Annotated in this window: 22 protein-coding genes; 13 read left to right on the top strand and 9 right to left on the bottom strand. The window is 60.8% G+C overall.

The window, feature by feature from the left end; translation table 11 throughout:
- Nucleotides 1–100 precede the first annotated feature (100 nt).
- The 4 genes from IB254_RS18575 (at nucleotide 101) to IB254_RS18560 (ending at nucleotide 3745) form a co-directional block, all read left to right on the top strand.
- Nucleotides 101–415: a DUF485 domain-containing protein gene (locus IB254_RS18575; protein ID WP_192418648.1), complete on the top strand. Its 315-nt coding sequence runs from the start codon at nucleotides 101–103 to the stop codon at nucleotides 413–415.
- Complete coding sequence (locus IB254_RS18570) at nucleotides 412–2085, top strand: cation acetate symporter (protein ID WP_192418646.1); 1674 nt, start codon at nucleotides 412–414, stop codon at nucleotides 2083–2085. Before IB254_RS18575 ends, IB254_RS18570 begins: the two co-directional genes overlap by 4 nt.
- 82 nt (nucleotides 2086–2167) lie before the next feature.
- Nucleotides 2168–2722, top strand: a complete 555-nt coding sequence (locus IB254_RS18565; RefSeq protein ID WP_192418644.1) for a cytochrome b — start codon at nucleotides 2168–2170, stop codon at nucleotides 2720–2722.
- 3 nt (nucleotides 2723–2725) lie between these two features.
- The gene (locus IB254_RS18560; protein ID WP_192418642.1) at nucleotides 2726–3745 is read left to right on the top strand and encodes an NAD(P)H-dependent flavin oxidoreductase; all 1020 of its coding nucleotides are present in this window, start codon (nucleotides 2726–2728) and stop codon (nucleotides 3743–3745) included.
- Nucleotides 3746–3834: 89 nt separating this feature from the next.
- On the opposite strand, the gene IB254_RS18555 is transcribed toward IB254_RS18560, so the two are convergent.
- Entirely contained in the window at nucleotides 3835–4722 is an 888-nt protein-coding gene (locus tag IB254_RS18555; RefSeq protein WP_192418640.1) for a LysR family transcriptional regulator, read from the bottom strand.
- A 114-nt stretch (nucleotides 4723–4836) separates the two neighbouring features.
- Between IB254_RS18555 and IB254_RS18550 the strand changes: the two genes are divergently transcribed.
- On the top strand, nucleotides 4837–5508 hold the full coding sequence (locus IB254_RS18550) for an MOSC domain-containing protein (protein WP_192418637.1): 672 nt from the start codon (nucleotides 4837–4839) through the stop codon (nucleotides 5506–5508).
- A gap of 151 nt (nucleotides 5509–5659) precedes the next feature.
- Here the strand turns inward: IB254_RS18550 and IB254_RS18545 are convergent, their stop codons facing one another.
- On the bottom strand, nucleotides 5660–6019 hold the full coding sequence (locus IB254_RS18545; protein WP_192418635.1) for a DUF6124 family protein: 360 nt from the start codon (nucleotides 6017–6019) through the stop codon (nucleotides 5660–5662).
- Between the two features lie 530 nt (nucleotides 6020–6549).
- Between IB254_RS18545 and IB254_RS18540 the strand changes: the two genes are divergently transcribed.
- The 5 genes from IB254_RS18540 (at nucleotide 6550) to IB254_RS18520 (ending at nucleotide 12767) form a co-directional block, all read left to right on the top strand.
- Complete coding sequence (locus IB254_RS18540; protein WP_192418633.1) at nucleotides 6550–8067, top strand: CoA-acylating methylmalonate-semialdehyde dehydrogenase; 1518 nt, start codon at nucleotides 6550–6552, stop codon at nucleotides 8065–8067.
- A gap of 123 nt (nucleotides 8068–8190) precedes the next feature.
- On the top strand, nucleotides 8191–8580 hold the full coding sequence (locus IB254_RS18535) for a tautomerase family protein (protein WP_192418630.1): 390 nt from the start codon (nucleotides 8191–8193) through the stop codon (nucleotides 8578–8580).
- 63 nt (nucleotides 8581–8643) lie between these two features.
- Nucleotides 8644–9693: an NAD(P)H-dependent flavin oxidoreductase gene (locus IB254_RS18530; RefSeq protein WP_192418627.1), complete on the top strand. Its 1050-nt coding sequence runs from the start codon at nucleotides 8644–8646 to the stop codon at nucleotides 9691–9693.
- A gap of 259 nt (nucleotides 9694–9952) precedes the next feature.
- A complete protein-coding gene (locus tag IB254_RS18525; protein ID WP_192418625.1) occupies nucleotides 9953–11302 on the top strand; it encodes a gluconate:H+ symporter in 1350 nt (449 codons plus the stop codon).
- A 139-nt stretch (nucleotides 11303–11441) separates the two neighbouring features.
- Nucleotides 11442–12767 carry an OprD family porin gene (locus IB254_RS18520; protein WP_192418623.1) on the top strand — a complete coding sequence of 442 codons (1326 nt, stop codon included), beginning with the start codon at nucleotides 11442–11444 and terminating at the stop codon, nucleotides 12765–12767.
- Between the two features lie 392 nt (nucleotides 12768–13159).
- Here IB254_RS18520 and IB254_RS18515 read toward each other — a convergent pair whose 3' ends face one another.
- Complete coding sequence (locus tag IB254_RS18515) at nucleotides 13160–14002, bottom strand: NAD-dependent protein deacetylase (RefSeq protein WP_192418621.1); 843 nt, start codon at nucleotides 14000–14002, stop codon at nucleotides 13160–13162.
- A gap of 124 nt (nucleotides 14003–14126) precedes the next feature.
- Nucleotides 14127–15173, bottom strand: coding sequence for a class I SAM-dependent methyltransferase (locus IB254_RS18510; RefSeq protein WP_192418619.1), 1047 nt, complete (start codon nucleotides 15171–15173; stop codon nucleotides 14127–14129).
- Nucleotides 15174–15598: 425 nt separating this feature from the next.
- On the opposite strand from IB254_RS18510, the gene IB254_RS18505 reads away from it, so the two are divergent.
- The 3 genes from IB254_RS18505 to IB254_RS18495 all read left to right on the top strand — a co-directional run bounded on the left by IB254_RS18505 (nucleotide 15599) and on the right by IB254_RS18495 (nucleotide 18665).
- The gene (locus IB254_RS18505; protein ID WP_192418617.1) at nucleotides 15599–16933 is read left to right on the top strand and encodes an acetamidase/formamidase family protein; all 1335 of its coding nucleotides are present in this window, start codon (nucleotides 15599–15601) and stop codon (nucleotides 16931–16933) included.
- Nucleotides 16934–17077: 144 nt separating this feature from the next.
- Nucleotides 17078–17917: a DUF692 domain-containing protein gene (locus IB254_RS18500; RefSeq protein WP_192418615.1), complete on the top strand. Its 840-nt coding sequence runs from the start codon at nucleotides 17078–17080 to the stop codon at nucleotides 17915–17917.
- The gene (locus tag IB254_RS18495; protein ID WP_192418613.1) at nucleotides 17910–18665 is read left to right on the top strand and encodes a DUF2063 domain-containing protein; all 756 of its coding nucleotides are present in this window, start codon (nucleotides 17910–17912) and stop codon (nucleotides 18663–18665) included. The genes IB254_RS18500 and IB254_RS18495 overlap by 8 nt, the downstream gene beginning before the upstream one ends.
- A 141-nt stretch (nucleotides 18666–18806) precedes the next feature.
- Here IB254_RS18495 and IB254_RS18490 read toward each other — a convergent pair whose 3' ends face one another.
- The 5 genes from IB254_RS18490 to IB254_RS18470 form a co-directional block, all read right to left on the bottom strand.
- Nucleotides 18807–19754 carry a phosphatidate cytidylyltransferase gene (locus tag IB254_RS18490; protein ID WP_192418604.1) on the bottom strand — a complete coding sequence of 316 codons (948 nt, stop codon included), beginning with the start codon at nucleotides 19752–19754 and terminating at the stop codon, nucleotides 18807–18809.
- Nucleotides 19751–20350 (bottom strand): lysophospholipid acyltransferase family protein, encoded by a 600-nt coding sequence (locus IB254_RS18485; protein ID WP_192418602.1) that lies wholly within the window; start codon nucleotides 20348–20350, stop codon nucleotides 19751–19753. The genes IB254_RS18490 and IB254_RS18485 overlap by 4 nt, the downstream gene beginning before the upstream one ends.
- Nucleotides 20337–20969 carry a CDP-alcohol phosphatidyltransferase family protein gene (locus IB254_RS18480; RefSeq protein ID WP_192418600.1) on the bottom strand — a complete coding sequence of 211 codons (633 nt, stop codon included), beginning with the start codon at nucleotides 20967–20969 and terminating at the stop codon, nucleotides 20337–20339. The genes IB254_RS18485 and IB254_RS18480 overlap by 14 nt, the downstream gene beginning before the upstream one ends.
- A gap of 162 nt (nucleotides 20970–21131) precedes the next feature.
- Nucleotides 21132–22439, bottom strand: a complete 1308-nt coding sequence (locus IB254_RS18475; protein ID WP_192418598.1) for a sensor histidine kinase — start codon at nucleotides 22437–22439, stop codon at nucleotides 21132–21134.
- Nucleotides 22436–23176: a response regulator gene (locus tag IB254_RS18470; RefSeq protein WP_008028195.1), complete on the bottom strand. Its 741-nt coding sequence runs from the start codon at nucleotides 23174–23176 to the stop codon at nucleotides 22436–22438. Before IB254_RS18470 ends, IB254_RS18475 begins: the two co-directional genes overlap by 4 nt.
- Between the last annotated feature and the right edge of the window lie 119 nt (nucleotides 23177–23295).

Genomic DNA, 23295 nt, shown 5'->3' with positions numbered 1-23295 from the left:
TAGGTTGAGGGTGCAAATACACCGCAGCCAGTGGCAAATCGAGTCTTCGAATTTGAGGCTGTGGAACAACAATAACTGTCCACTGCTACACGGAGTCAACGTGAACCATGCATCCGAGTCAGCCAGAATTCGCAACCATCCCCGGTACCAGGATTTGGTATCACGGCAGCGAAGATTCGTCGCTTGTCTTACTGCCGCCACCCTTGTCCCGTACTTCACGTTCATCCTCGTCGCGGCGTTCGCGCCCCAGCTTCTAGCGCAGAAACTCTCCGCCACCAGCATCATCAATATCGGTTGGCCGCTGGGCGTCGCCTTCATTGTCGGGGCCTGGTTGTTTACCGGCCTGTACATCCTGCGCGCCAACGGCGAGTTCGATGACCTCACCGCAGAAATTCGCGAGGGGGTCATCGTATGAAACCCATTCTTCGTTACCTCATTGCGCCTTCTCTGTTGGGCGCGGTCACCACGTGCGCCTCGGCCGCCGACGTCTTGCAGGCGGTGGAAAAACAGCCGCTGAACATCACCGCTATCGCGATGTTTCTGGTCTTCGTGCTGACGACCCTGGGCATCACTTACTGGGCCGCTTCCAAGACCAAATCGATGGACGATTTCTACAACGCCGGCGGCGGCATCACCGGTTTCCAGAACGGTTTGGCACTGGCGGGGGACTACATGTCGGCGGCGGCGTTACTGGGCGTCACCAGCATGATTTTCTTCAACGGTTTTGATGGCGTGCTCTACTCAATCAGCTTCTTCGTCGCCTGGCCGTTGCTGTTGTTCTTGTTCGCCGAGCGCATCCGCAATCTGGGGCGCATCACCATCTCGGACATCGCCTCGTTCCGGCTCGATCAAAACCGGATCCGCACCATGACCGCGTTCGGTTCGTTGACCGTGGTCTGTTTTTATCTGGTGGTGCAGATGGTCGGGGCAGGGCAACTGATCCAGCTGCTGTTCGGTCTTCCCTACAACTACGCGGTGATCGCTGTCGGTCTGTTGATGGCGATCTACGTCACGTTTGGCGGGATGGTCGCCACCACCTGGGTGCAGATCATCAAGGCCGGCTTGCTGCTGGTTGGCGGCACATTGCTCGCCGTGTTGGCGTTGAGCAAGTTCGGTTTTTCGTTCGAGCTGCTGTTCGAAAAAGCGGTTGCCGCCCATCACGATGGCGAGCGGATCCTGCTGCCCAGCAAGCTGGTGGCCGACCCATTGGCGCTCATCTCTCTGTCGCTGGGGCTGGTCTTCGGTACCGCAGGATTGCCCCATATCCTCATGCGCTTTTTTACCGTGCCGGACGCCAAGCAAGCGCGTAAATCGGTATTCGTCGCCACGGGCTTCATCGGCTTCTTCTACCTGATCGTTGCGGTGTTGGGGCTGGCAGCCATCGTGATCGTCGGGCAAGACCCGGCCTTCTACGAGTCCGGCATTGTCGGTGGAAAGCTCATCGGCGGCGGGAACATGCCGGTGATGCATCTGGCAAAAGCCGTGGGCGGTGACCTGCTATTGGGCTTCATCTCGGCTGTCGCGTTTGCCACGATCCTGGCCGTGGTTTCGGGGCTCACCATGGCGGGGACCTCGGCGATTTCCCATGACCTCTATGTCCGGGTCTTCCGCAAAAACCGTGCGGATGCGAAAGACGAGCGGCGTGTGTCGAAGATTGCCTCGGTCGGTATCGGCATCGTTGCGGTGGTGCTGGGCATTTTGTTCAAGGACCAGAACATCGCCTTCCTGGTCGCGCTGACCTTTGGCGTGGCGGCCTCGGTCAACTTCCCGATCCTCGTGCTCTCGATGTACTGGAAGGGGCTGACCACACGCGGGGCGTTGATCGGTGGCATCGCCGGGCTGGTGAGCTCGGTCAGCCTGGTGATTCTCTCGCCGGCGGTGTGGGTCAAAGTGCTGGGCAATACCGACGCGATCTTCCCCTTCGACTACCCGGCCATCATCTCGATGAACGTGGCGTTCCTGTTTACCTGGCTCGGCTCGGTCACCGATCGCAGTCGCGGGGCCGCGCTAGAACGCGAGCTTTTCGATGATCAGCTCATTCGCGCCCGCACCGGCCTTGGCGCATCGCAAGCGGTCAGCCACTGAGACGCGGCACACCGTCATCGCGATGAGGGTGTGCCAGTCATTTCCATACCCTGATTTGCGCTTTCTGCAAAAGGAGTCAGCCATGCAACTTCGAGACAATGGCTTAAGGTTTTCACCCATCACGGTCGTGCTGCACTGGGTCGTGGCGTTGTCGCTGCTCGCCATCCTCGGCTTGCAGATGATGATCGGCCAGGCGTCCAGTGAGGCCGGGCGGATGTCGTTGGTACACCTGCAAAACCTCATGGGGCTGATCCTGTTTCTCGTATCGATCTATCGGTTCTGGGCCCGGATCACCGCTTACCACCCGCTGCCGGTGGGCACGCCCAACCCCATTGAAGTGATCATCAGCCGTTCCGTTGCGGTGGCACTCGCCCTGGCGATGGTGCTGCTGCCGGTCGCGGTGTGGGCCTCGCGGGCGGCGGCCGGCGAGGGGGTGGGGCTGCCCGGAGGCTTTTCGATTCCGGCGCTCTTGCCCACCAATGCAGCGCTGAAGCAGGTGGTCGATGTGCTATTCGATATCGGGGCGTCGGCGTTCCTGGCCGGCCTGGCCTTGCACGTGTTCGGTGCGCTCAAGAATCACTTTCTCCTGAAGAACAACACGCTCAAGCGGATGCTTGGAAAACATGTGGAGCTGTGAGCCATGAACGAAGCCAGATTCGATTTTGCAGGTAACGCCATCACTCAACTGTGCGGCGTGAAATACCCGATTTTTCTCGGCGGGATGGCGGCGATTTCCGGCCCGCCGCTTGTTGCGGCCGTCGCCAACGCCGGGGGTTTGGGTGTGGTGGGCGGCTTGCGCCTGCCACCCTTGACCTTGCGCCAATGGATACAGGAAACCCGAGCGCTGACCGACAAACCCTTTGGCGTGAACCTGGTGCCGCAGTTCGGCGGCCCTGATGTGTTTGAAGCTCAATTCCAGGTCGTGCTCGAAGAAAAACCGCGCCTGCTGTCCTTGTTTTACGCCGAGGCCTATTCCGCCGACATGATTCCCCGGGCCAAAGACGCGGGGCTGGTGGTCATGGTGCAAACGGGCTCGGTGGAGCTGGCGAAAATCGCCATCGCGCAAGGCGCTGACATCATCGTGGCGCAAGGCAGCGAAAGTGGCGGTCATTTGAATCGAGGCACCATCGGCATCATGCCGTTGCTGACGTCCATCCTTGCGGTCTCCGAGGGGCGGCCGGTGCTGGCGGCCGGTGGCATCACCAACGGCGACGATGTCCGCGCGCTGATGTCGCTCGGCGCGTCTGGGGTGGTGGTGGGCACCGCGTTTATTGCCACCGACGAGTCGAACGCTCATCCGCTCTACAAGCAAAAAATTGTCGAGGCGACGACGGATGACACCGAGTACCGGACCGGGTATTCGTTCGGCTGGACTTACGGCACGCCGCACCGGGTGATTCCCAATCGTGACAAGTGGAACCTGCTGCGCTTCATCGGCGGTGGCGCCCGCGCAATCGACAAACCGCGCATGGCCAAGAAGCTGTCGCTGTACGCGGGGCAGGGCGTTGGCAAGATCCACAGCGTCGTCCCCGCAGCAGAGCGTGTGGCGGAGCTGGTGACAGGACTGCCGATGAGCACAAACCTGATCGAGGGCGGCGGCGCTTATGCCGACACTGGCAGATTTTTACTGGAGCAGAGAAGGCCGCTTGGCTGGCAGTGAACCTTGATTGATCGCGTGATGAAAGCAACGGCTCGGTGTAATTCACCGAGCCGTTTTGCGTGGGCCCGCGGCGGTTGCCGACATCAGCTTTACGCAGCCGCCGGCCGGGCAATCTGCTCCTGCGCCAGGCCGATAAACGCGCTCATCGCCGAGGTGATCATCGAGTCGTTCCTGCGGATGAATACGGTCGAAACCTTGGCGAATTCGGCCGGTAGCGTGTGGCAGCGAATCGCATGGCGCACGCTGCAATTCTCTGCGATGGCCTTGGGCAGCAAGGTCACGCCCATGCCCGCCGCGACGCATGACAGGATGCCATCGAGGGTGCCCAGCTCCATGATCTGGTTGGGCACCAGCCCGACCTGGTAGAACCAGTTTTCCAGGGTGGAGCGATAGAAGCATCCGGTGCGGAAGACCAGCACGGTTTGCTGGGGGATTTTCTCGATCAGCGCTGGCAGTGTCTCGAAGTGACTGCTACTGACCAGCACCAGTTCCTCTTGAAACACCTCTTCCTGCGCCAACGCCGGGTTCTGGTGAAATCCACCGACAAACGCGCCGTCGAGTCGATGCGCTTCAATCGCCTTGATCAACTCGGCCGTCGTTCCGGTCAGCAGCGACAGTTGCACTTCGGGGTATTGCTCGCGGTACTTCGTCAGCACCTGCGGTAAGCGAATGGCCGCCGTGGTTTCCATTGAGCCCAGCCGCAGCAGGCCGGTCGGAACACCGGTGTCCGTCAACGCATTGCGGCTTTCTTCTGTCAGTTGCAGGATGCGCCGCGCATAACCGAGGAAGGTCTCGCCCGCCGACGTGAGCACCACCCCGGATTTCTTGCGGATGAACAGCTCCCGGTTCAGTTCGGCTTCCAGTTCCTTCACCCGCATGGTGACGTTGGACTGCACCGTGTTCACGTTGACGGCGGCTGCGGTGAAGCTGCCGAGTTCGGCAACCGCGCAGAAAATCTTCAGTTGGCGCATTTCCATGATCGTCACCATCCATCATAAAAAGTGATTATGGACATATTTAACGATCACTTTACGGTCATTGTCGGTGGTTAGTAAAGTGGCCGAAACCCGGTAAAAGATGCGGATCGACCTATGACACTCATTTCGAAAATTGATCACGTCTTCGCCGGCGGCCTGGGGCTGTTGAAGCCCGAAGGGCAGCGTACGGGCATCTTCAAACAGCGCCGTTCAGGCCCCGTTCGCGTCGAGCTTCACGGGATTGTCGGTGACCAGCACGGCGATACCAGGGTTCACGGCGGTCCGGAAAAGGCTGTTCATCACTATGCGGCCGAAAATTATCAGCACCTGGCGCAGGCCTTTGCGCACTGCGCCCATGAGCTGCTTCCCGGCAGCCTGGGGGAGAACATTTCTGCGCTCGAACTCTCGGAGCGCAACGTGCACATCGGCGATGTATTCCAGATGGGCAGTGCGGTGTTGCAGGTCTCTCAACCGCGCAGCCCGTGCTGGAAAATCAATCATCGTTTCGACGCCGAGCGGATGTCGATGCATGTCGCCAAGGAGCGAATCACCGGTTGGTATTACCGGGTGCTTCAACCGGGCTTCATTGAAGCGGGCGACAGGATCGAGCTGCTGGAAAGGCAAACGGAGCGTTTTTCCATCGATGAATTCTGGCAGGTGCAGTTGTCGCACCGGCCGGTGATCGACGATCTGCTGGCGCTGGCGGCAAGCCGTGGGTTGGCCGAAGACTGGAAACGGCGCCTGTCGGAGCGGGCGAAGTGGCTGCAAAAAGCGCTTCAGGATTGATAGTTGTACACGCACTTGCACGGCTTTTTGTAGGAGCGAGCCTGCTCGCGAAGAGCGCATAGACACCGCGTGTTTCCAGGCTTCACGCGTTATCGTTAACGCTTTTCGCGAGCCGGCTCGCTCCTACAATGGTTGACCCGCTTAGCGGTGTTCAGTCTCGCGGATCAATCTGATCCAGCACCCGGTTCGCCGTGATCTCCGCCAGCATGATGCTGTTGGAAATGCCCAGCAGCGCATTGCGCGACCCACCGTCCAGAAGGTCCACCAAGTGATGGACCATCACATCGACCGAGGCCAGCGTCTCGACTAGATAAACCATCAGGGTTTCGGTCGTGAGCTCTGGGTCCACGGTAAACAAAGTGCTGGGTGTGCGCGGCGTGGCTTTGATGTCGGCAGTCGACGGGAAGTGGTAGTCGAGGGCACGCTCGGCGGCCTCGTTGAGTTTGTTTGAATCAGGTTCGTACGGGGAGGCTGTATCGGTGTCTGGCGGATTGGGTGAGGGTTTGACCATGGTTCTGTCTCCAAAAACGTGGAGCCGTCACCGACTTGCGACTAAACAAGGGGTGGCAGCTGTACGCAGGTTAGTCGACCGGGGGAGACTCAAAACCGGCGCACCCGAAGGCGCCCTGCGCACAGCTACCATGAAGTTCAGGCATGAAATGACCTGACTGTCTGGATGCCAATACGCTTTGAATCATCCCCGGGCGACTAAACCCGACCACTGATGAGCAGTGGCACGAATCAAGTTACCGGGCACCCCCAAAGCGCACAAGCCGGCGGATTCTGGCGTACCCGTAGGCAACGGCGCAAGGTTTTGTAGCTTTCATCTCGTAACCAAGAGCGCGCTTAAACAAGCATTCAGCAACGCTGTTTAACACCGCTAACACCTTCACCATTTCTGATCCATAAGATCATTAATCATCATTTTACATGATCCTTCGGCTGGCCTACTTTGACCCTGGCAGGCGAGCCATCGGCCGCCTGGCGCACTCCCGACAACAACAAGAGATGGCTCTTATCCACCACCAGGGGACACCCGCCATGAGCAACCAGCCAGCAGACATCGCACACTACATTCACGGCCGCGTGACGCACGGTACTTCCGGTCGCACGCAGAATGTCACCAACCCTGCCATCGGCTCCGTCATCGGCAAAGTGGCCCTCGCCAATGCCGCTGAAGTCGACGCGGCAGTGAAGTCGGCCGCGGCCGCGTTTCCAGCCTGGTCGGCGCTGCCGTCGCTGCGTCGCGCCCGCATCCTGTTCAAGTTCCTGGCGCTGCTCAATGAACACCGCGACACACTGGCGCGCATGATCACCGCCGAGCACGGCAAAGTCTTCACCGACGCCCAGGGCGAAGTGACGCGCGGCATCGAGGTCGTCGAGTTCGCCTGCGGCATCCCGCAACTGCTCAAGGGTGATTACACCGAACAGGTCTCCACCAACATCGACAACTGGACCATGCGCCAGCCGTTGGGCGTGGTGGCCGGCATCACCCCGTTCAACTTCCCGGTGATGGTGCCGATGTGGATGTTCCCGGTGGCCATCGCCTGCGGCAACACCTTCGTGCTCAAGCCGAGCCCCATCGACCCGTCGCCTTCGCTGCTGATCGCCGAATTGTTCAAGGAAGCCGGGCTGCCGGATGGCGTGTTCAATGTGGTGCAGGGCGATAAAGAAGCCGTGGATGCGCTGATCGATCACCCGGACGTCAAAGCGGTGAGCTTTGTCGGATCGACGCCGATTGCCAATTACATCTACGAGACCGGTGCCCGCCACGGCAAGCGTGTCCAGGCGTTGGGCGGCGCGAAGAACCATATGGTGGTGATGCCCGATGCCGACATCGATCAGGTGGTCGACGCGCTGATCGGCGCGGCGTTCGGCTCTGCCGGCGAGCGCTGCATGGCGATCTCCGTGGCGGTGTTTGTTGGCGATGTCGCCGATAAGGTGATGCCGAAACTGGTGGAACGCACCCGGACGCTCAAAGTCCTCGAAGGCACGAACCTGGCCGCCGAGATGGGCCCGATCGTGTCGCAAGTCGCACTGCAACGCATCACTGGCTACATCGAACAAGGCATTGCGGAGGGCGCAGAGCTGCTGGTCGACGGCCGTGGTTTTGACGGCGCCCAGGCTGGCGCGAATTGCGCGGAAGGGTTCTGGCTCGGCGGCACGGTGTTCGACCATGTCACCCCCGAGATGAAAATCTACAAAGAGGAAATCTTCGGTCCGGTGTTGGCGTGCATGCGCGTGAAGGACTTCGCCGAGGCGGTCGATCTGGTCAACTCACACGAGTTCGGCAACGGCACCGCTTGCTATACCCGCGACGGTCACATCGCACGTGAATTCGCCAGCCGCATTCAGGTGGGGATGGTCGGCATCAACGTGCCGATTCCGGTGCCGATGGCGTGGCACGGTTTTGGTGGCTGGAAGCGCTCGCTGTTCGGTGACACACACGCCTACGGCGAAGAGGGCGTGCGCTTCTACACCAAGCAGAAGTCGATCATGCAGCGCTGGCCGAACAGCATCGCCAAGGGCGCGGAATTCGCGATGCCGACCTCCAAGTAAGCACCGCTTTCTGCTCCACAGGTTTGGGGTGGATGACGTGTTGGCGCGGGCTTGCACGGCATCGTTTTTTCCCAGGGGGAGCGAACACCTCGCTCCCGGTTTTTTCCGCACAGGTGAACCGCTATGCCGCTGCTCAAGTTCGACCTCATTCAGGGGCGCAATGACCAACAACTCAAGACCCTGCTGGACGTGACCCATCAGGCGATGGTCGAGGCCTTTGAAGTGCCCGGCAGTGATCGCTACCAAAGCGTCACACAACATCGTCCGGGGGAGTTGGTGCTGCACGACACGGGATTGGGTTACACACGTTCGGCCCATGTGGTGTTGCTGACGGTGATCTCGCGACCGCGTCTACAAACGCAGAAAACCGCGTTCTACCGCTTGCTGGCCGAGAGGCTGCAAGCCGAGTGTGGCCTGTCACCCGACGACCTGATTGTTTCGCTGGTGGAGAACACCGATGCGGACTGGTCCTTCGGCCGTGGAAGGGCGCAATTTCTGACCGGTGAACTTTAGGGTTTGCCGCGTGGGCCAAAGGGTCCGTTTTTACCTCTGTGCAACTCTCCTTCAGGTGATGCCATGTCCACTCCGCTGTTGTCCCTTTTGAACATTCGACTGCCCGTCCTTCAATCGCCGATGGTGGGGGTTTCCACACCCCGACTGGCGGCAGCGGTGTCCAGCGCCGGCGGCCTCGGCGCGATTGGCATCGGGGCGAGCAACGTCGAGCAGGCGCGGAACATGATCCGCGAGACGGCCGCGCTGACAGACAAGCCGTTCAATGTGAATGTTTTTTGCCACCAGCCGGCTGTCCACGACAGCGCTCGCGAGACGCAGTGGCTGACATTTCTGGCGCCGTTCTTTGCGCAGTTCGGGGCCGCTGCACCGACGGCGCTGCGTGAGATCTACACCTCATTCGTCGAAGACCCGGACATGCTGCAGATGCTGCTGGAAGAACGGCCGGCGGTGGTCAGCTTCCATTTCGGGCTGCCGCCAAAACCGGCAATCGATGCGCTCAAAGCCGCCGGCATCATCCTGTTGTGTTCCGTGACCAACCTGGCTGAAGCGCAGAACGCGGAACACGCCGGCGTACATGCGCTGGTCGCACAAGGTTACGAAGCCGGGGGGCATCGCGGGGTATTCGATCCAAAACAGGATTCGCAAATGGGGACGTTTGCGTTGGTACGTGTGCTGGTGGCGGCTTGCCGACTGCCGGTGATCGCGGCGGGCGGCATCATGGACGGCGCGGGGATCAAGGCAGTCATGCAGTTGGGCGCCAGTGCCGCCCAGTTGGGAACGGCGTTTATCCTCTGCCCCGAATCCTCCGCCAACAGCGCCTATCGCGAGGCCTTGAAGGGGCCTCGCGCGCACCAGACTGCCGTCACCAGCGTCATCTCCGGGCGTCCTGCCCGAGGCATGGTCAATCGCAACTTCACCTGCCTCGAAAAGGCTGGCACGGCACTGCCAGACTATCCGCGCGCCTATGACGCCAACAAAGCGCTCAACGCCGCGGCCACCGCCCAGGCAAACACGGAGTTTGCCGTGCAGTGGGCGGGGCAGGGAGCGCCCCTGATTCGTGAGATGCCGGCCGCTGCGCTGGTGAATGTGCTTGCTGCGGAAATGAACGACTGAGCCAATCGGTCATCTGCGGCGAGCCGACATTTCACCGACTGCGCAAAACGATTCAAACGCGAGCTGTACTTCAACATTAATGGCTCAGGCGCGATGAAAATCCGCCTGGCCCAGTTTCAAAAAACACGACCCCCCATACCTCTACACGACAACCCTTATCCCTCTACGAAAATTACTTTCGCCTCGTTTGAAAATCACCTCTCGAAATGTTTTATGAGTTTCACAACCCATTCGACGTGACCCTTTCGAGGAGTACCGCATGACCCTGTCCTTCGGCTATTGGCTGCTGGTGTATGCCGCCATCGCCATCATCGCGCTGATCGTTCTGATCGCCCGTTACCGGCTTAATCCCTTCATCGTCATCACCCTGGTGTCCATCGGCCTGGCGCTGCTGGCCGGCATGCCGCCGTCCGGGGTGGTCGGCGCCTACGAGGCCGGTGTCGGCAAGACCCTGGGGCACATTGCGCTGGTGGTGGCGCTGGGCACGATGCTCGGCAAGATGATGGCCGAGTCCGGCGGCGCCGAGCAGGTGGCGCGCACCTTGATCGACCGTTTCGGCGAGAAGAACGCGCATTGGGCGATGGTGTGCATCGCGTTTCTGGTCGGGCTGCCGCTGTTTTTCGAGGTCGGTTTTGTGTTGCTGGTGCCGATTGCGTTTACCGTGGCGCGTCGCGTGGGTGTGTCGATTCTGATGGTCGGTTTGCCGATGGTCGCCGGACTGTCGGTGGTGCATGCGCTGGTGCCGCCGCACCCGGCGGCGATGCTCGCGGTGCAGGTGTATCAGGCGTCGGTCGGGCAGACGTTGATGTATGCGATTCTGATCGGCATTCCGACGGCGATTATTGCCGGCCCGCTGTACGCCAAGTTCATCGTGCCGCGCATTCAACTGCCGGCGGAAAACCCGCTGGAACGGCAGTTCCTCGAGCGCGAACCGCGCGACAGCCTGCCGGGGTTCGGCATCACCATGGCGACCATTTTGTTGCCGGTGCTGTTGATGCTGATCGGCGGTTGGGCCAACCTGATCTCTACGCCGGGCAGCGGCTTCAACCAGTTTTTGCTGTTCATCGGCAACTCGGTGATCGCACTGTTGCTGGCGACCTTGCTGAGCTTCTGGACCCTCGGCCTCGCCCAGGGCTTCAACCGCGAATCGATCCTCAAGTTCACCAACGAATGCCTGGCACCGACGGCCAGCATCACCTTGCTGGTCGGTGCCGGCGGCGGTTTGAACCGGATCCTGGTGGACGCCGGGGTCACCGACCAGATCGTCAGCCTGGCCCATGAATTTCACTTGTCGCCGTTGCTGATGGGCTGGCTGTTCGCGGCGCTGATGCGCATCGCCACCGGTTCCGCCACCGTGGCCATGACCACCGCCTCCGGCATTGTCGCGCCGGTGGCCATCGGTCTGGGATATCCGCACCCGGAGTTGTTGGTGCTGGCGACCGGCGCCGGGTCGGTGATCTTTTCCCACGTCAACGACGGCGGCTTCTGGTTGATCAAGGAATACTTCAACATGAGCGTCGCCCAGACCTTCAAGACCTGGACCGTGCTGGAGACCATTATCTCGGTGGTGGCTTTTGCGCTGACCGTGGGTCTTTCTTACCTGATCTAACCCGAACTTTCCGATCGCTTCCCCACGGCTGATGGCCACCCATCGGCGCACCTTTGTGCGCGCCGATGTCAGGTGGCAGCGGTGGACTGCGCTCGTTCAACTCTCAAAAAAACATAAAAAAATCACCCTGGAGCACCGTATGTTCAAGCGAGCAATCCCCACCGCACTTTTGCTGGCCACCGGTTCGATGTGCGCACAGGCAGCCGATTCTGCCGCGCATGGTTTTCTGGAGGACAGCAAAGCCACGCTGTCGATGCGCACGTTGTATTTCAACAGCGATAACCGCGATGGCACGGCGGCCCCGTCGAAAACCGAGGAGGCCGCGCAGGGTTTTGTGTTGCGCTATGAGTCCGGTTTTACTCAGGGCGCGGTCGGGTTCGGGGTGGATGCGCAAGCGTTGCTCGGTGTGACGCTGGACAGCGGCGCGGGTCGCCACGTGGGCAGCGGCATGATCCCGAGTGACGGCGACGGTGCTGCCGACTCCTGGAGCAGCTTCGGCCCCACGGCGAAGATGCGCATCTCAAAAACAGAGTTCCGCTACGGCACCTTGCTGCCGAAACTGCCGATCCTGTTGTCGAACGATGCCCGCGTATTGCCGCAGTCGTTCACCGGTGCGCAGGTCACCTCGAGTGACATCGATGGCTTGATGCTGACCAGTGGTGTGCTTGAGCACGCAGTCGGCCGCGCCTCGACGGACCGGACCGGTTTGTCGGTGCCGGGCGCCACGCAGGACAGCAACAAGTTCTACTTCGCCGGCGGTGACTACTACATCACCAAGGAACTGAAGGCGCAGTATTACTTCGCGCAGATGGAAGATTTTTACAACCAGAACTTCTTCGGCCTGACCCACGTGCTGCCGATCGACAGCAAAAGCTCGTTCACCACTGATCTGCGTTACTTCAACACCACATCGACGGGCGCCAACAGTTCCGCCGCCGGCCGCGCCCAAGGTTATCGCACCTCGGGTTATACCGAGGACAACAACGGTGAAATCGACAACAACACCTGGGTGGCGATGGTCACCTATGTGAACGGTGGCCACTCGGTGTCGCTGGGGCATCAACAGGTGGGTGACGGCAGCAACTTCGTGCAGCCCAACCAAGGCAGCCTGGTCGATAAAGGGGCGGGTGGTGGCAGTGTTTACCTGCCGACGGACCGCATGATCCAGAGCTTTACCCGTGCGGGCGAGCAGACGAACTTCGGTCAGTATTCCTATGACTTTGCGCCTTTGGGCGTGCCGGGCCTGAGAGCTTCGATCGCGTATCTGAAAGGGACTGACATCAAGGTTCGCAACGCGGGCGATCAGTCCGAGTGGGAGCGCGATATGACCCTGGACTACGTGCTGCAATCGGGGTCGCTCAAGGGGCTTGGTTTCAGCGTGCGCAACGGCAAGTCGAATACCGATGCGGGCCGCAACGTTGATCAGAATCGTTTCATCATCAACTACACCTTGTCGCTGCTGTAATCGCCCACGGACCCTTGTAGGAGCCGGCTTGCCGGCGATTGGGCCTTGAGGTTTGTGGTGTTTTTGCGGATGTCATCGCCAGCAAGCCGGCTCCTACAGGTTTGGTGGTGTGTCAGGTGAATACGGACCCTTGTAGGAGCCGGCTTGCCGGCGATTGGGCCTTGAGGTTTGTGGTGTTTTTGCGGACGCCATCGCTAGCAAGCCAGCTCCTACAGGTTTGGTGGCGTGTCAGGTGAATACAGACCCTTGTAGGAGCCGGCTTGCTGGCGATTGGGCCTTGAGGTTTGTGGTGTTGTTTCGGATGTCATCGCCAGCAAGCCGGCTCCTACAGGTTTGGTGGTGTGTCAGGTGAAAACAGACCCTTGTAGGAGCCGGCAAGGTATGCGTTGTTGCTAAGGTGTCAGGCGCTGGGTCAGCAATGGCAACAGCTGTTCGCACGAAGCCTCGATTTTCAGATCGAGGATGTCATCCGCCCGCGTCTTGCCCAGGTTAATCGCTATCAGCGGCTTGCCCTGATCCGCCACCGCCCGGCATAACCGAAACGCCGAATACGCCATCAACGAAGACCCCACCACCAGCAATCCCGCCGCTTTTTCCACCGCAGCCATTGCCTTGGCCGCCGTCACTTGCGCCACATTCTCGCCAAAAAACACCACGTCCGGTTTCATTCGCTCGCCCGCGCAATGCGGGCAATGTGGTACTTGAAACCGCGCTTCGAATGCCGCGTCGAGCAGCGTGTCGCCGTCCGGCGCCTGCACCGCATCCACGCCGGCCAGGTACGGGTTCTGCGTTTCCATCAACTGCTGGATCGAATCCCGCTCACTGCGCTGCCCGCAATCCAGGCACAGCACCCGGTGCAGGCTGCCATGCAGTTCGATCACGTCGTGGCTGCCGGCCTGGTCGTGCAAGGTGTCGACGTTCTGGGTGATCAGCCCGCTGATCTGCCGGGTGCTTTGCAGGTTGGCGAGGGCTTCATGCGCCACATTTGGCTGAGCCTGACGCACCCGCGGCCAGCCGAGCATCGCTCGCGCCCAGTAGCGGCGCCGGGATTCCGGGGCGCTGAGGAATTCCTGATACATCATCGGTTGTCGGCCACGGCGCACGCCCTGGTGGTCGCGGTAGTCCGGAATGCCCGACGGGGTGCTGATGCCGGCACCGGTCAGGACCACGAACGGCTGGTCGGCCATGAACTGCTGGAGCCGGTCGAGTTGTTCGCGGGTGCGGCTGTCGAGCATGTTCAACACTCCGATGGGCCTGGGGTGTTTGAAGGGTAGCACTGAACCTGTAGGAGCCGGCTTGCCGGCGATGGCGATCTTACGGACGCCATCGCCGGCAAGCCGGCTTCTACAAGGTCAACGTTTACTTGCGCGCTTCGAGTATCAGGTTGAACGGTGTTTCCGTCGCCCGACGGAATGTGCTGAATCCCGCTTCCGTAAACACCTTGCGCAACCGCGCCTCACCGGCCTGGGCGCCGAGCCCGAGGCCGACTTCCTGAGACAGCGAGTTCGGGGTGCAAATGAAGGTCGAGGCGGCGTAGAACAACCGGCCAACCGGGGTAACGTTGTCATCGAGCTTGTCGTTGGCGAACGGTTCCACCAGCAGCACCGTGCCGTCCGGTTTCAGCGACTCATAGGCGTGCCGCGCCGCGCCCACCGGGTCGCCCATGTCATGCAGGCAGTCGAAATAGCAGATCAGGTCGTAGTCGTCACCGGGGTAGCTTTTTGCCGTGCCCTGGAAGAACCGCGCCCGCCCGGACACACCGCCTTCCTCGGCGCGCTGGGTGGCGACAGTGACGGACGGTGCGTGGTAGTCAAAGCCGACGAACCGCGATTCGGGGAACGCCTGGGCCATGATCACCGTCGATGCGCCATGCCCGCAGCCGATGTCCGCGACCTTGGCACCAGCCTCCAGTTTGGCGACGACACCTTCAAGGGACGGTAACCATTCGGCGACCAGGTGCGCTTTGTAGCCAGGCCGGAAGAACCGTTCCGTGCCGCTGAACATGCACGGATGGTGTTCGCCCCAGGGCAGGGCGCCGTTGCCGCGCATGGCTTTGACCAGCTTGTCCTTGTCATGGAAAAACGACGCGACCACCCCGATACCGCCCGCCACGTAGACCGGTGAGTCTTCGATCGCCAGTGCCAGGGCTTGTTCTTCGGGCAGGCGGAACTGGCCGTCGCGGTGTTCCATGTAACCGGACGCGGCGTGAGCGCTGAGCCATTCGCGCAGCAGGCGGGGGTTGCAGCCGGTTTTCTCGGCGAGTGTTTCGGGGCTGATCAACTGACTGTCGGCCATCGCCCGGTACAGCCCGAGTTCTTCGCCGAGGATGACGTTGGCGAGCATCGCCGCGCCGCCCATGTCGTTCACCAGTTTGCCCATGAAATCGTTGAGTCTGGCCTCGTCCATCACGTGTGCTCCTTTGGCTGGATCACGGTCCAGGGGCATTCTTTGTCGAGGCATTCACCTCTGGGCAGTGGTCGTGGAAATGATCAGGACGGTGAGTGCGTCCTGCGTGCAGTAAGTTTAGTCCGCAGGCCGTGGGCTGCCGGGCGGAGCGACGAAAGCCCGCATTTCCCTGATTCACACACATCCCCGTGTAGGAGCGAGCCTGCTCGCGATGAGGGCAGCACATCCAACAATGATGTTGACTGACACTCCGTCATCGCGAGCAGGCTCACTCCTACACGGGGACGTGTGTATCGGAGTGTATCTAACTCCCTGCTCGATACATTTCCCGCAAAACCGGCTCACTGCCGAACACAGCCCAGATACAAACCTGCGATGAACTGCACTGGCCGCTTGGCACCCTATACACCGTGAAGGGGACAACAATGACCACGCTCCTGCCTGAAACCGACCTGACATCCACCCCCGTCGATCGCCTGCGCGTCGACCAATACACCAGCGGCCTCATAGGCCCAAGCCAACCGATGCTCGGCCCGCTGGCCGACGGCGGCACCCTGATCACCGGCACGCCACCGGGCTGCTGGGGGCCGATGATTACGCCGGCCTTCGAGGGCGGCCATGAAGTGACCCAACCGGTGGCCATTGCCGGTGCCGAAATCGGCGACGCCGTGGCGATCAAGATCAAAAGCATGCGCGTCACCTCGCTGGCCACGTCGTCCGGCGTGATGAGCTTCGTTGAAGGTCGCTACAACGGCGATCCGTTTGTCGCGAAATTCTGTAGCAAATGCGGCACCGAGCACCCGGCCAGCTACGTCGAAGGCATCGGCGAAGATTCGATTCGTTGCAGCAATTGCGGCGCCGAAGTCAGCGCTTTCCGCTTCAGCCACGGGTACGTGATCGTGTTCGATGCGCAGAATCAGGTCAGCCTGACCGTCAATCAGGACATCGCCAACCAACTGGCGGGCAACGCCTCCGAGATGTCGGCGCTGCCGGAGTTCGCCGCCCAGCATTCGATCCTGTCCCTGGCCCGCGCCGACATCCCCGGCGTTGCCGCGCACATGCGGCCGTTCCTCGGCAACATCGGCACCACGCCGTCGCGGGACTTGCCGGACTCGCACAACTGCGCCGATTTCGGCCAATACCTGATCGGCGCACCGCACCGTTTCGGCATGACGCGTGAGGAACTGCACGCGGCCAAGACCGACGGTCACATGGACACCAACTCGATCCGTGAAGGCTGCGTTTTGATCTGCCCGGTGAAAGTCCCGGGCGCCGGTGTGTACATGGGCGACATGCACGCCCAGCAGGGCAACGGCGAGATCGCCGGGCATGCCACCGACTGCTCCGGGGAAACCGAAGTGCAGGTCGAAGTGATCAAGCACCTGACACTGGAAGGCCCGATCCTCCTGCAAAACCTCGACGATCTGCCGCCGATGGCGCGGCCGATGAATGCCCTGCAACGGCAGAAAGTCGGCGAACTGGGCGAGCGTTGGGGCCAGACCGAGATCGAGCAGAGCGGCCCGATCACCTTCATCGGCAGCGGCGAAAATCTCAACGTGGCGGTGGAAAACGGCCTGAAACGTGCCGCATCGGTCACAGGCCTGCCGTATGACGAAGTGCTCAACCGCGCGACCATCACCGGTTCCATCGACATCAGCCGCTTGCCCGGCACCGTGCGCGTGACCTTCCTGTGCCCGATGAACGTGCTCGATCGCATTGGCATCGGCCATCTGGTGCGCGAGAAATACGACCTGGCGTGACGCCCAACGGCGGCTCTGTACCGAAGTGTGTACAGACCCGCCGGCGATACAACCGCCGCGATTTTCTGCCGGAACGCAACACAGGCCCGATACACCGTTTCGGTTAACTGTGATTACGTTCTGACAACCTTTGAGATCGACATCATGCAGACTTCCAACACATCAACGAAGGCCACCGTCGGACTTGGCCTGCGCCGCGGTTTGATGAAAGACCTTCAAGCCGCCCGCGTGGGCGATTTCGACTTTCTGGAAGTCGCGCCGGAGAACTGGATCGGCATCGGCGGCGCTCATGGCGCGGCACTGCGGGGCCTGGCCGAGCGCTATCCGTTGTCCTGCCATGGTTTGTCCCTGTCATTGGGCGGGCCGGCGCCGCTGGACGTCGGGTTCCTGCAGGAAGTGCGGGTTTTTCTCGATCAGTACAACGTGCCGCTGTACAGCGAACACCTGAGCTACTGCAGCGATGACGGTCACCTGTACGACCTGTTGCCGCTGCCCTTTACCGAAGAAGCGGTGCACCACGTCGCCGCGCGCATTCGCCAGTCCCAGGACATTCTCGGTCGACGCCTGGCGGTGGAAAACGTCTCGTATTACGCCGCGCCGCAGCAGGACATGGACGAGCTGACGTTCACCAACGCGGTGCTGCGCGAAGCCGATTGCGACCTGTTGCTGGACGTCAACAATGTGTACGTCAACTCGATCAACCACGATTTTGATCCGCAGGTTTTTCTGGCCGGCATCGATTCGGACCGGGTGGTGGCGATGCACGTGGCCGGGCATTTCGATGAGTCCGACACGTTGAAAATCGACACCCACGGCGCCTCGGTAAAACCGGTGGTGTGGTCGTTGCTGGCCCAGGCTTATGCGCGGTTCGGCGCACAACCGACGTTGCTTGAGCGCGATTTCAATTTCCCTGCATTCGCGGAACTGGTTGCCGAATTGCAGACCATCCGCCGCTTGCAGGCCAAGGAGGTGAACCGTGGATAACTCAGGCCTGTTTCAGCAGCAAAACACCTTGGGGCTTTACTTGCGTGACCCCGATCACTGCGCGCCACCGGCCGGAATGGACGTGGCGCGGGCACAGGTTTATCGCGACCTTGTTTTCAATAACCTCTCGATCTTGCTCAGCGGCACTTTTCCGGTGTTGATCAAGATTCTTGGCGATGAGCGCTGGGGGGCGCTGGTGCGCATCTTCCTGCGGGACCACCGTGCGCAAACGCCGAAATTCAGTGAGATCGCCAGGGAGTTTGTCGACTTTCTCGCGTCAGAACCGCCTGCGTTGTACGAGGGGGCGTGGCCGCCGTTCATGGTGGAACTGGCGCATTACGAGTGGATCGAGATGGTGTTGCAACAGTCCGACGCCGAGCCATTGCTGGCGAGTGATGTCGGGTTGTTGCTGGATCGACCATTGCAGATTTCACCGCTGGCCTGGCCGTTGGCGTATGCCTGGCCGGTGCAGTTGGTGGGGCCGGACTATCAGCCTGAAACGCCTCCGGCTCAGCCGACGTTGCTGTTGGTTCGCCGGGCGGAGGACTGGAGCGTGAAGTTTTCCGAACTGAGCCCGCTGGCGTGGCGCTTGTTGCAGCGGATCGACGAGTTTCCCCAACTGAACGGGCGTGAGCAGCTGGAAGGATTGGCCGTCGAAGCGGGGGCGGCGGGATCGCAGGGTTTCATCGACAGCGGAGCGGCGTTGTTGCGGCAGATGCACGGGGAAGGGGTGGTGAGCCCGACATAATCCCTTGTAGGAGCCGGCTTGCTGGCGATGGCGGTCCAACAATCAACATTGAAGTCGCCTGACACACCGCTATCGCCAGCAAGCCGGCTCCTACAAGGAGTCGGGGTGTCAGGAAACAGTGGTGTGTCAGGTATTAGTGGCTTATGTGGCGGAGAAGAAGTACCGCGTCAGGTGAAAGAAGATCGGTGCCGCGAAGCAGATCGAGTCCATCCGGTCGAGCATGCCGCCGTGGCCCTTGATCATGGTGCCCCAGTCCTTGGCGCTGAGGCTGCGCTTGATCGCCGACATCACCAGGCCGCCCAGGAAACCCATCACCACAATCACGAACGACATCATCAGCGACTGCCAGAAACTGAACGGTGTCATCCAGAACATGCAGCCGCCAATCAGCGTGGCCGACAAACCGCCGCCGACCAGGCCTTCCACGGTTTTCGACGGGCTCACCAGCGGCGCAACCTTGTGCTTGCCGAAGAGCTTGCCGAACACGTACTGCAACACGTCACTCAACTGCACGACGAACACCAGGTAGAACAGCAGCAGCGCGTTCTGGCCCTGGAAGCCTTCCAGGTCCAGCAGCAACAACGCCGGCGCGTGGCTGATGCAGTAGACGCAAATCATCACCCCCCACTGAATTTTGGCCGCCCGTTCCAGGAAGGCGTCGGTGTCCTGGCTCAGCACCGCAATCGCCGGCAACAGCAGGAAGGCGTACACCGGAATCAACAGCGTGAACAGCGAATACCAGTGGGTGCCGATCAGTACGTATTGCAGGGGGATCAGAATGAAAAACGCCGAAAACAGCGCGTTATGGTCGCCAGGCCGGGTCGGTGTCAGGGTGATGAATTCCCGGAGCGCGAACAGGGAAATGAAGCCGAACAGAATGACCGTCGCGTTCCCGCCCAGCAGGTAGGACACGAAGAAAATGATCACCATCCCCCACCAGGCATTTACGCGCTGGTTGAGGTTTTCGATGGTCGAGACCGAGCCCTCTGTCGTAGCCCGCTTGGCCAGTATCCGGCCGATGATCGAAGCGATCGCCAACAGGGCGGCAATGGCGCCGAAGAACCACAAAAACTTTTCATCAAGATTCATTCCGACAACCTCACAATCGCGTCACGCGCCCGATCCAGAAACACCTGTTTTTCCTCGCCACTGATCCGTTGCAGCGGATCGCCGATACGGATCGTGCAGATGATGGGCAGGGGGACGTGTTTGCCTTTTGGCATGGAGCGATGCAGGTTTTCCAGGTAGATAGGCACCAGGTCAACCTCAGGGAATGTCTCGGCCAAGCGGAACAGACCCGATTTGAAAGGACCGGGCAACGCCTCGCTGCCGCGCGTGCCTTCCGGAAAGATGATGATCGAATGGCCGGCGCGCACCACGTCGAAAATCGGCTCCAGTACGTTGACGCCGGGCGCGGGGTTGCGATCGATCAGCACCGCATTCAGGCCTTTCTGCGAGATGTATGACAGGAATTTGTTCTTTCCCCAGTAGTCAGCGGCCGCAACCGGTTTCACGTTCACTCGGGCTTCCGGTGGCAGGGCCGCGATGATTGCCAGGGTGTCCATATGGCTGGAGTGATTGGCGAAATAGATGCGCTGGCGTGTCAGGTCCGGCGGGCTTTCCCATCGGGCCGTGACGCCGATCAGGAATCGAAGAACAGAAATCAGCGCGTTACTGATCCACATGAGGATTCCCCTTCAGTTCGCGCGAGATGGCCAGGGTGCGCGTGACGCAGGTCGCGGCAGAGCCGATGGCGATAATGACCAGCGCAATCAACAGCACGTAGTGAGTGGCATAAACGCTCGCTTCGACGGCATTCAGCAGCAGCCCGACTGTCATGACTGCCATTCGGTGTTGCTTGGCCATCGGGCCGATGAAGCTCTGCTTGAGACCGATCGAACCGCCAAACACCCTGACGTAAGCCGTCAATGCCGCAGCCAGCGCGGCGAACCAGCCAAGGTCAGCGTAGCCGATGGCGTAGCCCAGGCCGACAATCAGCAGGCTGTCGGCAATCCGGTCGGGGAATTCGTTGTAGAGGCTGCCGATGTCGGATTTCTTGCCGCCTTCAATCGCGACCATGCCGTCGAAGAGGTTGCACAACAGGCGCAACTGAATGCCGAGGGCGCAGAGGATCGAGCCGATGACGCCCGTGTCGATATTGAGCGCGACGATGCCAGCGAGTGCGAAGGCGATGCTGGCTACGGAGATCTGATTGGGGGAGAGGTCCCTTTTCACCAACTGGTCGGTGACGTATTTGGCCCATCCCGCAGAACGCGTTTTGATGGGTCTTCTGTTTTCATCCATGTGCAATGTCCATATCAATGATGAGGTGCAGAGCTGTGTACCTAGATTTTGCAAACGACGCAACCTTGTAGGAGCCGGCTTGCTGGCGATGGCATCACCGCGGTGAATCTGACAGACCGCGTTGATGCCATCGTCGGAACGCCGCCCGCAGCAAGCCGGCTCCTACAGGGGTTTGGTGGGGAGTTTTAGCTCTGCGCAGAGTCCGCCGCCTTCGCGGTTGCTCAACGTCAACGACCCGCCGAGGGCCAGCGCCAGTTGCTGGGCAATCGCCAGGCCCAGGCCGGTGCCGCCGGTGCTGCGGTTGCGTGAATTCTCCACGCGGTAGAACGGCTCCATCACGTGGGCGAGTTCTTCTTCCGCAATCCCGGGGCCGCGGTCCATCACCTTCACCGACAAGCTGCCGCCAGGTTTCGATTCCACTTGCAGTTCCGCTGCGCCGGCGAACTTGAGTGCGTTGTCCGTCAGGTTCACCAGCACGCGACGCAAGGCGTGCGGCCGGGTGTCGATGACAGTGTCACTTTTTCCGCTGAGCTGAACATCCTTGCCCATGTCCTGATAGTCGAACACCAGGCTGTCGAGGAACGAATCCAGATCGGTGCGGCGGCTCTCTTCGGTGGCGCCATGGACGCTGCGGGCATAGGCCACGCCTTCGCGCACCAGGTGTTCCATCTCGCCGAGGTCGTTCCACAGTTTGTCTTTTTCGTTGCAGTCGTCCATGAGCTCGGCGCGCAATTTCATCCGAGTGATGGGGGTTTGCAGGTCGTGGGAAATCGCCGCCAGCAATTGCATGCGTTCTTTGAGGTACGCCGCGATGCGCGCCTGCATGGCGTTGAAGGCCATGGCGGCATGGGCGACTTCGGTCGGGCCTGTTTCGTCCAGGTGCACCGGGTGGGTGTTGGGGTCCAGCGTTTCGACGGCCTGTGCGAGGCGGGTGAGGGGGCCAACGGCGATTCTCACCGCCAGCCAGGTGCACAGAATCATCAGCAACAGTTGGCAGAGCAAGACGACCGGCAACCAGGGCGACAACGGCACCATCGACGGGCGCACGTCGATGGTGACCGGGCTGCCATCGGCCAGTTTCAGATGGACCTGGAAGTGTTTGACCGGACCGGGAATGTCCGTAACCGTCATCGGGTAATCCTTGCCGATGGCGTCCTTGATCGAGGTCATCGCGATAGGCGTATCGCTCATCGCCGTGCCGGGCGAACCTTCATCCAGCAAATAGCGGTAGTTGCGGCGATCGAGTTGTTTCAGCCAACTCATGCGTTCTTCAGCCGGCAAGCGGTCGAGTATGGCGATGGATGTTGAAACGTCGGTTTCCAGATTGCCCAGCATGGTGTTTTTCGCGCTTTCGTAGCGCTCGTAGTACTGCGCACCGAAAGACAGGACTTGCGCCAGAATCAGACCGATCAGGAATATCAGCGACAGGCGTGAGGCGAGGGTGCGGGGCCACCGCAGGGAAAGGTTCATGCGGGCGCCCCGAGGACTTCCACCGGCAGCGAAAACACATAGCCTTCGCTGCGCACGGTTTTGATGTAGGCCGGTTCCCGTGCGTCGTCGAGCAAGCGCTGACGCAGGCGGCTGACCAGCAGATCGATGGAGCGGTCGAACAGATCGGCATCGCGGCCCTGGGTCAGGTTCAGCAACTGGTCGCGGTTGAGCACCCGTTGCGGATGATCGAGGAACACCCGCAGCAGTCGATATTCCGCGCCGCTGAGCGCGACCATGGTGCCGTCGTCATCGAGCAGATGGCGGGCCGAGGTGTCCAGGCGCCAGCGACCGAAGGCCAGCAGGCGACCACTTTCGGTGACCACCAGGTTGGGCGGCAGCATCCGCGTACGCCGCAGCACCGCGTTGATCCGCGCCAGCAGTTCACGGGCGGCGAACGGCTTGACGAGGTAATCGTCGGCGCCCATTTCCAGGCCGATGATGCGGTCGGTTTCATCGTTGCGCGCAGTGAGCATCAGCACCGGGGTGGTCTTGTGTTTGCCGGCGCGGATCTCGCGGCACAGCATCAGGCCATCGTCGCCCGGCATCATGATGTCGAGCACGATCAAGTCCACCGGCGTGGTCTCCAGGAACGCGCGCATCTGCCGGCCGTCCGCCACGACGGTGGTGCGCAGGCCGTTCTTCTTCAAGTAGTTGCCTACCAGCTCTCGAATCTCGCGGTCATCGTCCACGATGAGGATGTGATCGACGTGTTCCATGGGGCCAGGCCTCTTCAAATAGGGAATGCGCACAGTCTATCGAGCCTTTGCCCGCTCGCCCGCCACCCTTTGTATTGCAGTGTATCTGGTGTGTCGGCGGATACACATGGACTTAAAAA

It is taken from the genome of Pseudomonas sp. PDM03, assembly GCF_014852385.1.
In the GTDB taxonomy this organism is placed as follows: domain Bacteria; phylum Pseudomonadota; class Gammaproteobacteria; order Pseudomonadales; family Pseudomonadaceae; genus Aquipseudomonas; species Aquipseudomonas migulae.
The sequence above is the reverse complement of the archived record's forward strand: the minus strand, read 5'-3'. Positions and strand labels throughout refer to the sequence as shown.

What these genes read in the sequence shown, in the direction of transcription:
- IB254_RS18515 (WP_192418621.1), bottom strand. Translation starts at nt 14,002, where the DNA reads ATGCTCGACAGCCGCACCCGCGAACAACTCGACCGGCTCCAGCAGTTC.
- IB254_RS18490 (WP_192418604.1), bottom strand. Translation starts at nt 19,754, where the DNA reads ATGAATCTTGATGAAAAGTTTTTGTGGTTCTTCGGCGCCATTGCCGCC.
- IB254_RS18500 (WP_192418615.1), top strand. Translation starts at nt 17,078, where the DNA reads ATGCAGACTTCCAACACATCAACGAAGGCCACCGTCGGACTTGGCCTG.
- IB254_RS18570 (WP_192418646.1), top strand. Translation starts at nt 412, where the DNA reads ATGAAACCCATTCTTCGTTACCTCATTGCGCCTTCTCTGTTGGGCGCG.
- IB254_RS18545 (WP_192418635.1), bottom strand. Translation starts at nt 6,019, where the DNA reads ATGGTCAAACCCTCACCCAATCCGCCAGACACCGATACAGCCTCCCCG.
- IB254_RS18530 (WP_192418627.1), top strand. Translation starts at nt 8,644, where the DNA reads ATGTCCACTCCGCTGTTGTCCCTTTTGAACATTCGACTGCCCGTCCTT.
- IB254_RS18565 (WP_192418644.1), top strand. Translation starts at nt 2,168, where the DNA reads ATGCAACTTCGAGACAATGGCTTAAGGTTTTCACCCATCACGGTCGTG.
- IB254_RS18535 (WP_192418630.1), top strand. Translation starts at nt 8,191, where the DNA reads ATGCCGCTGCTCAAGTTCGACCTCATTCAGGGGCGCAATGACCAACAA.
- IB254_RS18520 (WP_192418623.1), top strand. Translation starts at nt 11,442, where the DNA reads ATGTTCAAGCGAGCAATCCCCACCGCACTTTTGCTGGCCACCGGTTCG.
- IB254_RS18510 (WP_192418619.1), bottom strand. Translation starts at nt 15,173, where the DNA reads ATGGACGAGGCCAGACTCAACGATTTCATGGGCAAACTGGTGAACGAC.
- IB254_RS18525 (WP_192418625.1), top strand. Translation starts at nt 9,953, where the DNA reads ATGACCCTGTCCTTCGGCTATTGGCTGCTGGTGTATGCCGCCATCGCC.
- IB254_RS18540 (WP_192418633.1), top strand. Translation starts at nt 6,550, where the DNA reads ATGAGCAACCAGCCAGCAGACATCGCACACTACATTCACGGCCGCGTG.
- IB254_RS18470 (WP_008028195.1), bottom strand. Translation starts at nt 23,176, where the DNA reads ATGGAACACGTCGATCACATCCTCATCGTGGACGATGACCGCGAGATT.
- IB254_RS18480 (WP_192418600.1), bottom strand. Translation starts at nt 20,969, where the DNA reads ATGGATGAAAACAGAAGACCCATCAAAACGCGTTCTGCGGGATGGGCC.
- IB254_RS18505 (WP_192418617.1), top strand. Translation starts at nt 15,599, where the DNA reads ATGACCACGCTCCTGCCTGAAACCGACCTGACATCCACCCCCGTCGAT.
- IB254_RS18550 (WP_192418637.1), top strand. Translation starts at nt 4,837, where the DNA reads ATGACACTCATTTCGAAAATTGATCACGTCTTCGCCGGCGGCCTGGGG.
- IB254_RS18485 (WP_192418602.1), bottom strand. Translation starts at nt 20,350, where the DNA reads ATGTGGATCAGTAACGCGCTGATTTCTGTTCTTCGATTCCTGATCGGC.
- IB254_RS18475 (WP_192418598.1), bottom strand. Translation starts at nt 22,439, where the DNA reads ATGAACCTTTCCCTGCGGTGGCCCCGCACCCTCGCCTCACGCCTGTCG.
- IB254_RS18555 (WP_192418640.1), bottom strand. Translation starts at nt 4,722, where the DNA reads ATGGAAATGCGCCAACTGAAGATTTTCTGCGCGGTTGCCGAACTCGGC.
- IB254_RS18560 (WP_192418642.1), top strand. Translation starts at nt 2,726, where the DNA reads ATGAACGAAGCCAGATTCGATTTTGCAGGTAACGCCATCACTCAACTG.